This is a genomic window from Paraburkholderia sp., from assembly GCF_035656215.1.
Lineage (GTDB): Bacteria > Pseudomonadota > Gammaproteobacteria > Burkholderiales > Burkholderiaceae > Paraburkholderia.
Genome location: NZ_DASRSY010000058.1, coordinates 1 through 8,992, shown reverse-complemented (window position 1 = coordinate 8,992; position 8,992 = coordinate 1). Strand labels below are relative to the sequence as shown.

The window sequence follows — 8,992 nt, the reverse complement described above, 5'->3', positions numbered from 1 at the left end:
TGTTGAATCCACTCCGCCGCTAATGCCGAGCACATAGGTTTTCAGGCCGTTGCTGCGCAGATAGTTCGCCAGAAAAGCGACCCGGCGCTCGATTTCCCGTGTGGCGTCGAACTCGGCGGTGACGTGCATTTCCGCTGCGATGCTTGCCTGGCGGGCGGCTGGGTCTTGTTGCGTCATGTTCCTCTTTTCTCCGTGTGCGGTGGCGCGGGTGTCGATCATGAACGCTGGCGCGGATTGCACGAGCGGCAGGCCCATGAACGGAGCCGGTTCTGCGGGCATGATATGACGAATCAGTCTCGCGGTTTTATCGCGGATATTGGCTTTAAATTCACTTTGCGCGGCTTTTAAACCGCGGCGCAGATAGTTGAATATTGACTGTCAATGCGGCGATGCGGGTGAATTGGCCGATTCTTCATCGACAGATACCAATGTGCTTAGTAACATCCTCGTTCCGAGCGCCGCATGAGCCGGCGAGCAGTCAATAATAATCAGGTTTGCTCAAATACGCGATGAACTACCCCAATCGGCCTGGCCAGCCTGCACCGGACCGCAATCCTTCCGCATCGGTAGATCGTCAACGCGAAGTGGTGGGTATGTCGGATTTACTCTATGCGCCGTGTTCCGCGCGCGCAGTTCTTTCAGTACGCTATCTAAAGCGTGCGTTGGGAGCCGTTTTTTGTGCGGTGTCATGTAGCGTCGCTATAGCGGCATGGGGCACGGCCCCGGCTTCGGGCACTACGCCCGTCCGGGCATCGACATCGGCATCTGTAGCGGCGAAGCGCCCGGCGTTGGCTGTCAACGCGTCGACCGTTGCCGCGCCCGACGCGGCCGGCGTAGTCGACCCGCGCCGCGCGCTCCTGTTGCGAGACGTGTTCGCGCAAGACGTGACGCGTCGGTTGAAAGTGCCGGCGGCGGAGCAGCACGCCTATGCCGGCCGCCTGCAAACGGTGCTCAGTGAGCACATGCTCGGCAACCTGTCGGGCGAGTATGTCGTGGTGGTCGACCGGAACGCCAACGTGCAAGCGCTGCTCATCTATTTCCGGGCGACCCCGGCCGATAGCTGGCAGATGATCGGTGCGTCGCCGGTTTCAACCGGCCGGCCCGGCGAGTACGACCACTTCATCACGCCGCTCGGCGTGTTCGAACATACGCCGTCCAATATGGATTTCCGCTCTGAAGGCACGCTGAACGAGAACCGTATCCGCGGCTACGGCAAGCGCGACATGCGGATCTTCGACCTCGGCTGGGCTCAGGGCGAGCGGGGTTGGGGCAAGGGCGGCATGTCGCAGATGCGTTTCCAGATGCACGCCACCGACCCGGACCGGCTCGAGCCGCTACTCGGTATTCGCCATTCAAAGGGCTGCGTGCGGATTCCCGCTTCGCTCAATGCATTTATCGACCATTACGGCATTCTCGACGCCGAATATGCCGCGCTCGTCGAGTCCGGTAAATCGCTGTGGGTGTTGAAAAGCGATCGCCAGGTGATCCCGTGGGCGGGGCGTTACATCGTGGTGGTCGATTCGGAGCGCAAGAGCCGCCCGGCCTGGTCACCGGCCCCGGGCAGCAAGGCGCGCGCCAAAGTGCCGGCGGGCGCCGACACGGCGGATTGATGCGCGAGTTGACCGGCAGGCGAGGGTGTTGAGCAGATATCGAGTTGATAACGTGCGGGCGACCATGCCGCCCAGCACGTGTGACGAACGCGCATCGACCGACCCAGACCGGCGTGCGCCGATCAAACCCTCACGACCGCGCCAGCAGCACGCCCACCAGCGCCACCGCAAATCCAGCGATCTGCACCGGCAGCAGCGTTTCGCCGAAGCCGAAATACCCTTCGAGCGCGGCGAGCGGCGGCGCGAGAAACATGAGCGCCGTAGCGCGTGCAGCATCGCCGCGCCTGACCATCCACACCAGTAAGGTGACGCTGATCCCCGACAGCATCACGATGCCCCACGCAAGCGACCCCCACAAAGTGGCCGAAGCAATCCAGCGATGCTCGCCGAGCGCCAGCGCAAGAATCGATGCAACGACGGCCGCGCCGAAATTCTGCACCGCACTTGCGCTGCGGATATCGGCCTTCGCCAGCGAAGTCTTCTGAAACAGCGTGCCCGCGGTGATCGCACCGATCGCGAGGATCGAGATGAGCACGACCAGCCACGGCGGCGCGTTGCCATGTGGGGTGGGCGGTGCTGCCGCGGTGAGTTTCGGTTCGAGGACCAGTACGACGCCCGCGAGCCCGAGCGCCATGCCGGCCCAGCCACGCCGCGAAAGCCGTTCACCGAATAGCGGCGCCGCGACGGCGGCGGTTGCGAGCGGCTGCAGTGCGCCGAGCAGGGCCATCACACCGGCGCTCAAGCCTTGGGCAACGGCCCAGTAGCCCGCGCCGAGATAGACACCTTGCAGCAGCGCGCCCGCCAGCAGGTGTTTGCCAAGATCGCGGCCGGTCGGCCACGCGGCGCGTGCGGCGAACGCGGCAAGCGCAAATATCAGCGCGGTGCCGCCAAAGCGCGCGAGCAGGAACAGATTGGGATCGGCATAGGGCGTGATCGCCCGGGCGACCACAAAACCGGTCGACCACAGCACGACGAATACGGCGGCGATTGAGGAAGCGAGCATCTGAGACGAGACGGGGTGGCGTGAAAAGCCGCCATCTTGCCGGGACACTCGAAGCGCGTCTTGTTCGAAGCTGCAATCGCGAGTACGGGCTCAATGGCAGGTCTTAATAGAGTTCCGAAGCGTCCGCAGCCTCTTCGGGCATCACCACATCAACAATACCGTCCCCGCGCCGAGCACCCCGCCGCATAGCGCGCATGCCCACAGCAGCACACGCGTACGCCGATATTCACGGCTGATATCCAGTATCAGCTGTGCATTCTGCTGCGGCGTGCGGACGCGATCGTGCTCCTGCTGCAGATAGCGCACGGCCAGTTGCGGCACGCGCGGCAGCATGTGCGCCAAATGTGGCAATTCGTGCGAGATGCGTTTGATCCAGCCGCGGTGATCCATGTCACGCCGCGCAATGCCCGCCAGCACTTTGCGCGTGACATTCCATGTATCGACACCCGGATGCAGCGCGCGCGCCAGCATTTCCGCCTGCTGAAACGAGCGCTGCGCCGTGGCGAGCCGGCCGGGCACGGCGCCGTCGAACGGATGCACCGCGTGCAGCAGATGATGGAATAGTGAACCCGCCGACCGGTCTTCCGGCTCGGCCGCGAAGTGCGCTTCGGCGCGTGTGCGCAACTCGGCTTCGAGCATTTCCGTTCGCGTGTCGTGTGGCACATGCCCGGCATTGCGATGCAGTTCGGCAAGCCGGCCGTAGTCCTGGTCGAACAGCGCTGTCGCGCCGTGCACGAAAAATTCGCGCTCGCCGGTCGACAGACTCGACATGATCGAAAACTCCGCCAGCACGAGGCGCCCCAGCGTGTCCGGTTCGACGCTCACGCGCACCCGGCGCGCATCGAGCGTTGCGTGAAAGAAGCCGTGCTCGAATGCCTGTTCAGTCACCACCTCGACGATATGCGCGGCGAGCGGCGCGAGCTTGATGTGATGCGCATGCAGGCCGGGCAGGTCGCTTGCGGCCAAGGTGCTGACGCGTTGCATTGTCAGCGTGTGGTTGGTGCAGAGGTCCCAGATCACGTCCGGCACGACGATGCGCCGGTCGCCGTCGAAATGATGGCCGGTCTGGCTCAGATTGGCGGCCTCGGCGCGTAGATCGAAGCGGCGCAGGACGTCGTCGGTGAAGGTCTGCGCGAGCGTACGCAGTTGCAGGCGGCGGGCAGAGCTGGAAAGCTTCTCCAGCCAGCGCGCGACCCAGCGTAGAAGCGCGAGTTCGTCGCCGATCTGTTGCAGTTGATCCGCGCGTACCAGCTTGATGGCGACCTCGCTATGGCCGTTGACCGGCACGATGAGCCGCGCGAAGTGCGTCTGTTCGGCGAAGCCGCCGCGCACCGGCACCAGATCGACCGCATTGAAGATCGTGGCGAGCGGCCGGCCGAATGCGCGTGCCAAAGCCTGTTCGGATTCCTGCGGCGGCAGCGGAGCTTCGAGGTGGTCGATCGCGTCGATGGCATCGTGCAGAGTGCCGGTCGCGAGTTCGGGCCGTTCCACCAGGGTCTGCGCGAAGCGGCTCGCGAGCGGCCCGAGCGCGGGCAGCACTCCGTGCAGGCTCTCGCCGCTGCGCCCGGAAGCCTGCACGCGGCCGAGCAGCTCGATCATCCAGTGCAGTTTGTGATCGGGCGGGGCGGCCAGCCAGATCAGGCGCGAGCCATAGCGCAACGCGTGGAACAGCAGCAGTAAACGGCGAAACAGTGGCGGCATCGGCAGTTCGGTTGACGGACTACGCGGCATCGACAGGCGTCGGCGCGCGGCCAAGGGTATTCAGGTTAGCAGGTAAGCGCGCGAGGAGGAGCATCCCCGCGCCACGCGTAATACAATACGCCGGCCTTCCACCGTGGTGAAACTCAAGCGTGCCGGCTTCCGGCCCTCAACAGATGCTCGCAGAACAACGTCACCAATACATCCTGGCGCAAGTCGCCAAAACCGGCGCGCTCTCGGTTGCTGAACTGGTGCGCGAACTGAATGTGTCGCGCGAGACGATCCGTCGTGATCTGAATGCGCTGGCCGGGCGGGGCCTGCTAGTCACGACCCACGGCGGCGCGCTGTCCAGCGACCGGCGCGAGCCCGACCTCGATACGCGCGAAGCCGCCAACACCGGTGCCAAGCGTGCGATCGGCGAACGCGCGGCCGAGTTTGTGCCGGACGGCGCCTCGCTGGTCATCGATTCGGGCAGCACCACGCAAGCGGTGGCCCGGGCGCTGCTCGACCGGCACCGCCTGTCGGTCTATACGAACGACTGGCGTATCGCGCTGCTGCTCGGCCGCCGCAACGATAACTGTGTGACGCTGCTCGGCGGCGAACTGTCGGACATCGAAGACGCCACCTTCGGCCTCGACACGGTCCATCAACTGACGCAGTACCACGCGGACTTCGCCTTCATCGGCGCGGGCGGTATTTCGCCGGACGGCTATCTGACCGACTACAGCCGCATGGCGGCAGAAGTGCGCAGCCGTATGATCGCCGCCGCCGACATGGTAGTGGTCGTCGCTGACCACTCAAAGTTCGGGCGCGTGACGCCGGTGCGCATCAACGGCATCGAGTCGGTACGTTATCTGGTCACCGAACTGGCGCCGGAGAAGGCGCTCGGCAAGGCGATCACGGCGCATGGGCCGGAAATCCTGATCGCCTGATCGCCTGATCGCCTGAGTGCCTGAGTGCCTGAGTGCCTGAGTGCCTGATCGCCCGGGTATCGGGATACCCGGGCGGCTGAGGGCCGATGCGCATGAGCGAGTGCCTGGAGCACCTCGTGCGCCACGGGTGCTCCGCGGCGCCTTTATCACTTCACACGAATCCCAAGCTGTTTCAGCGTGCGGCCTATCGCCGCCACAGCGTTGTGCAGTTCGTTCGCATCGATCGCGCCGATGCAACCCACACGGAACGTTTCCACCTGTGTGAGCTTGCCCGGATAGAGTACGTAGCCGGCCTCGCGCACCGCAGCATAAAAGTTAGCGAAATTCCACGCGGGGTCGCGCGGCGCGTGGAACGTGACGATCACCGGCGCCTGCACCTCTGGCTTCAGAAACGGCTCGAAACCGAGCGCTTTCATGCCGTTTACCAACGCCGCGCAGTTCTGCCTGTAGCGGGCGCCGCGCGCCGCTTGTCCCCCTTCCGCGATGAACTGATCGAGCGCCTGGCGCAAAGCCGCGAGCACGTGAGTCGGCGGCGTGAAGCGCCACTGCGTCGTCTTTTGCATGTAGACATATTGATCGTGCAGATCCAGCGCGAGCGACGGCGAGCGTCCTTCGCTCTGCTCCAGCACGCTGCGCCGCACAATCACGAATCCCATTCCTGGCACGCCTTCGAGACATTTACCGCTCGCCGAGATCAGCGCGTCGATGCCGCCGCGCCGTAAATCGATCGGCAGCGCGCCGAACGAACTCATTGCGTCGACGATCAGGCTCTTGCCGTGCCGCTGACACACCGCGGCGATATCGTCGAGCGGATTGAGCAGACCGGCGCTCGTTTCCAGATGGACTTGCGCGACGTGGCTGATACGCGAGTCGTGATTGAAGGCGTCTTCAATGGCGGCGGCGCTGACCGGTTCGTCGTCGCGCAGCGCCAGTTCGACATAAGCGATGCCCATTCGCTGCAATATCCTGATCAGACGGGCACAATATGCGCCGTTGTTCGGAACCAGCACACAGCCTTGACGCGGCACCAGCGTGCCGAGCGCCGCTTCGACCGCGAACGTGCCGCTGCCTTGAAGCGGCACGCATACATAGTCATTTTCGCCGTGTACGATTTTCACGAGGTCGGCGCACACGCTATGGGTCATGCGGTTGAACGCGGCGTCCCACGAACCCCAGTCGCGCAGCATCGCCTCGCGGGTTTGCGGCGAGGTGGAGAGCGGGCCTGGGGTCAACAGGATTGGGTCGTTTCCAAGGTTCACATTGCCTCCGTCATCAGATGAATGTTCGCCGCCCGGCCAGGGTGACGAAAAGATTGATTTGGATATTATTGGCGAATTGTGTCATTTTTTGGAAATCGCCAGAATAGTCATGGCGTTGTCATGGAAACCTGTGATTCTTGCCGTGCCCGTTCAGGCATGGCAGGCAGCGCGACGCGTAGGTAAGCTGTAAGTCAGGCTGGAGAAGAAGCGGCAAAGTTGTCGGCAATCTGCAATCCGTATGAAACTGCACGACAGCTGGCTGCGGGCAACACGCAAGCGGCACGGCGCTACCGCCGTTCAATCACAACAGGTATCGGGTTATCCCGACCGTCTGGTTTTTTGCCTTTCGGAGAGAGCGACATGACAAAGACGAATTCCCTTCACGCCACGGCTGGCCTCGCCCGCAAACTGTTGCCGGCGTTGATCGCCGCAGCAGCGTTCGGCGGCACGGCGATGCAGGCCCATGCGGCTGACGCAGTGGTGCTGTACACCGCCGACGGCCTCGAAAACCTCTATAAGGATGTGCTGCCGGCCTTCGAAAAGAAGGAAGGTGTGAAGGTCAACATCGTCACGGCGGGTAGCGGCGAAGTGGTGAATCGCGCCACCATCGAGAAGGATCAGCCGAAGGCCGACGTGATCGTCACGTTGCCGCCGTTCATCCAGCAAGCCGACCAGGCTGGCCTGCTGCAGGCTTATCAGAGCGCCAACTACAAGAATGTGCCGGCCATCGCCAAGGCATCGAACGGTGCATGGGCGACCTTCGTGAACAATTACTTCTCGTTCGCGATCAACCCGGATGTTACGAAGAACCAGCCGAAGACGTTCGCCGACCTGCTGCACCCGGACTACACCGGCAAGGTTGCCTACTCGAACCCGGCCACGGCTGGCGACGGTATGGCCGTGATCATCCTGACCACGTCGCTGATGGGTGAAGACAAGGCGTTCGACTACCTGAAGAAGCTCGAAGAGAGCGCCAAGTTCCACACCAAGGGCACCGGCTACCTCGACGTGCTGCTCTCGCGCAACGAAATCGCCTTCGCCAACGGCGATCTGCAAATGGATCTGGACGATGCGGCCAATGGCGGTCTGTCGCTCAAGCCGATCTTCCTAGCAGCCAGCGCCGGCGGTAAGCCGACCACCTTCCAGCTGCCATACGCGATCGGCCTGATCAAGAACGGCCCGAACCAGGCAGAAGGCAAGAAGCTGATCGACTACCTGATGTCGACCGACGTGCAAGCCAAGGTGCCGGACATCTTCGGTATCCCGGGCCGCACCGACGTGCCGCTCGCCGGCAAGAACGGCGAAGCAGTCAAGAAAGCGATCGCCGGCGTGACGCTGATCCCGGTGGACTGGACGCAAGTGATGGCTAAGAAGGCTGACTGGACGGCACGCTGGAAGAGCGACGTAATCGGTTCGTCGGGCAAGCAGCTCGAAGTCGTGAAACCGAAGTAAGCCGGACAGTTCGCCATTGAGTCAGACGGCGCCCCCTGCATTCATGCCCGGCGCCGTATCAGCATTAATCTAGTTGGAGGATGAACCCGGTGAATACGGCCAGTTTTGCTCACCCCGGCGCGCTCGGCGCCTCACCGGACGCGCTCGACGCCGCGCGTTCGGACACGCCGGGCGGCGTGCAGATCGACCATCTGACGGTGCGCTTCGGAACGCGCACCGTCCTGGACGATCTGTCGCTGACCATTCAGCGCGGCGAATTGCTCACCGTGCTCGGTCGCAGCGGTTGCGGCAAGACGACGTTGTTGCGTTTCATCGCCGGGTTCATTGAAGCGGACGGACTGTCGGGCACCTTGACCGTTGCCGGTCATGACCTGACGCATGTGCCGCCGCATAAGCGCAATCTCGGCTTGCTATTTCAGAGCTATGCGCTGTTCCCGCATCTGTCGGTGTTCGATAACGTGGCTTTCGGGTTGCGCGCGCGCCGAATGCCGTCGAAGGATGTCGCGCGACGTGTTGCCGATGCGTTGAAGCTCGTGCAACTGGGCGATGCCGGGCATCACATGCCGGCGCAATTATCGGGCGGCATGCAGCAGCGCGTGGCGCTGGCGCGCGCGCTCGTGATCGAGCCCGATGTGCTGTTGCTCGACGAACCGCTTTCCGCACTCGACGCCAATCTGCGCGCCTCGGTGCGTTCCGAATTGAAGGCGCTGCATGAGCGTCTGCCGAATCTGACGATCGTCTGCGTGACGCACGATCAGGACGACGCGCTGGTGCTGTCCGACCGCACGCTGTTGATGCGTGAAGGCAGCATCGCGCAACTCGGCACGCCGCAACAGTTGTACGACACGCCGAACGACGGTTTCGTCGCGCGCTATCTGGGCGCGGCCAATCTGTTGCCGCCGCAGGTCGCATTCAGCATGGACGACGTGCGTTACAACGAGCGTGAGCGGGTCGCCTGTCTGCGTCCCGAAGCGCTGCGTATCGTGCCGCTCGGCGAAGGGCAATTGCATGGCGCGATTACGTCGGTCGAGTGGTACG

General features: G+C 63.4%; 7 protein-coding genes and 1 pseudogene. 4 read left to right on the top strand and 4 right to left on the bottom strand.

What is annotated here, in order from left to right:
• Positions 1-177: pseudogene (locus VFE81_RS03170) on the bottom strand (NAD(+) synthase); the annotation flags it as partial.
• A gap of 416 nt (positions 178-593) precedes the next feature.
• On the opposite strand from VFE81_RS03170, the gene VFE81_RS03165 reads away from it, so the two are divergent.
• Positions 594-1,610, top strand: a complete 1,017-nt coding sequence (locus tag VFE81_RS03165) for a L,D-transpeptidase (RefSeq protein ID WP_414695541.1) — start codon at positions 594-596, stop codon at positions 1,608-1,610.
• Between the two features lie 130 nt (positions 1,611-1,740).
• Here the strand turns inward: VFE81_RS03165 and VFE81_RS03160 are convergent, their stop codons facing one another.
• Complete coding sequence (locus tag VFE81_RS03160; RefSeq protein ID WP_325043196.1) at positions 1,741-2,613, bottom strand: DMT family transporter; 873 nt, start codon at positions 2,611-2,613, stop codon at positions 1,741-1,743.
• Between the two features lie 141 nt (positions 2,614-2,754).
• Positions 2,755-4,314 carry an ABC1 kinase family protein gene (locus VFE81_RS03155; RefSeq protein WP_325043195.1) on the bottom strand — a complete coding sequence of 520 codons (1,560 nt, stop codon included), beginning with the start codon at positions 4,312-4,314 and terminating at the stop codon, positions 2,755-2,757.
• A gap of 173 nt (positions 4,315-4,487) precedes the next feature.
• Here VFE81_RS03155 and VFE81_RS03150 point away from each other — a divergent pair, with 173 nt between their 5' ends.
• Entirely contained in the window at positions 4,488-5,243 is a 756-nt protein-coding gene (locus tag VFE81_RS03150; protein WP_325043194.1) for a DeoR/GlpR family DNA-binding transcription regulator, read from the top strand.
• Positions 5,244-5,389: 146 nt separating this feature from the next.
• On the opposite strand, the gene VFE81_RS03145 is transcribed toward VFE81_RS03150, so the two are convergent.
• Positions 5,390-6,502, bottom strand: coding sequence for a 2-aminoethylphosphonate--pyruvate transaminase (locus VFE81_RS03145; RefSeq protein WP_325043193.1), 1,113 nt, complete (start codon positions 6,500-6,502; stop codon positions 5,390-5,392).
• Between the two features lie 360 nt (positions 6,503-6,862).
• Here VFE81_RS03145 and phnS point away from each other — a divergent pair, with 360 nt between their 5' ends.
• Positions 6,863-7,954, top strand: coding sequence for a 2-aminoethylphosphonate ABC transporter substrate-binding protein (gene phnS, locus VFE81_RS03140; protein ID WP_325043192.1), 1,092 nt, complete (start codon positions 6,863-6,865; stop codon positions 7,952-7,954).
• Positions 7,955-8,043: 89 nt separating this feature from the next.
• Positions 8,044-8,992 (top strand): ATP-binding cassette domain-containing protein (locus VFE81_RS03135; RefSeq protein WP_325043191.1); only part of this gene is annotated, 949 nt, incomplete at its 3' end.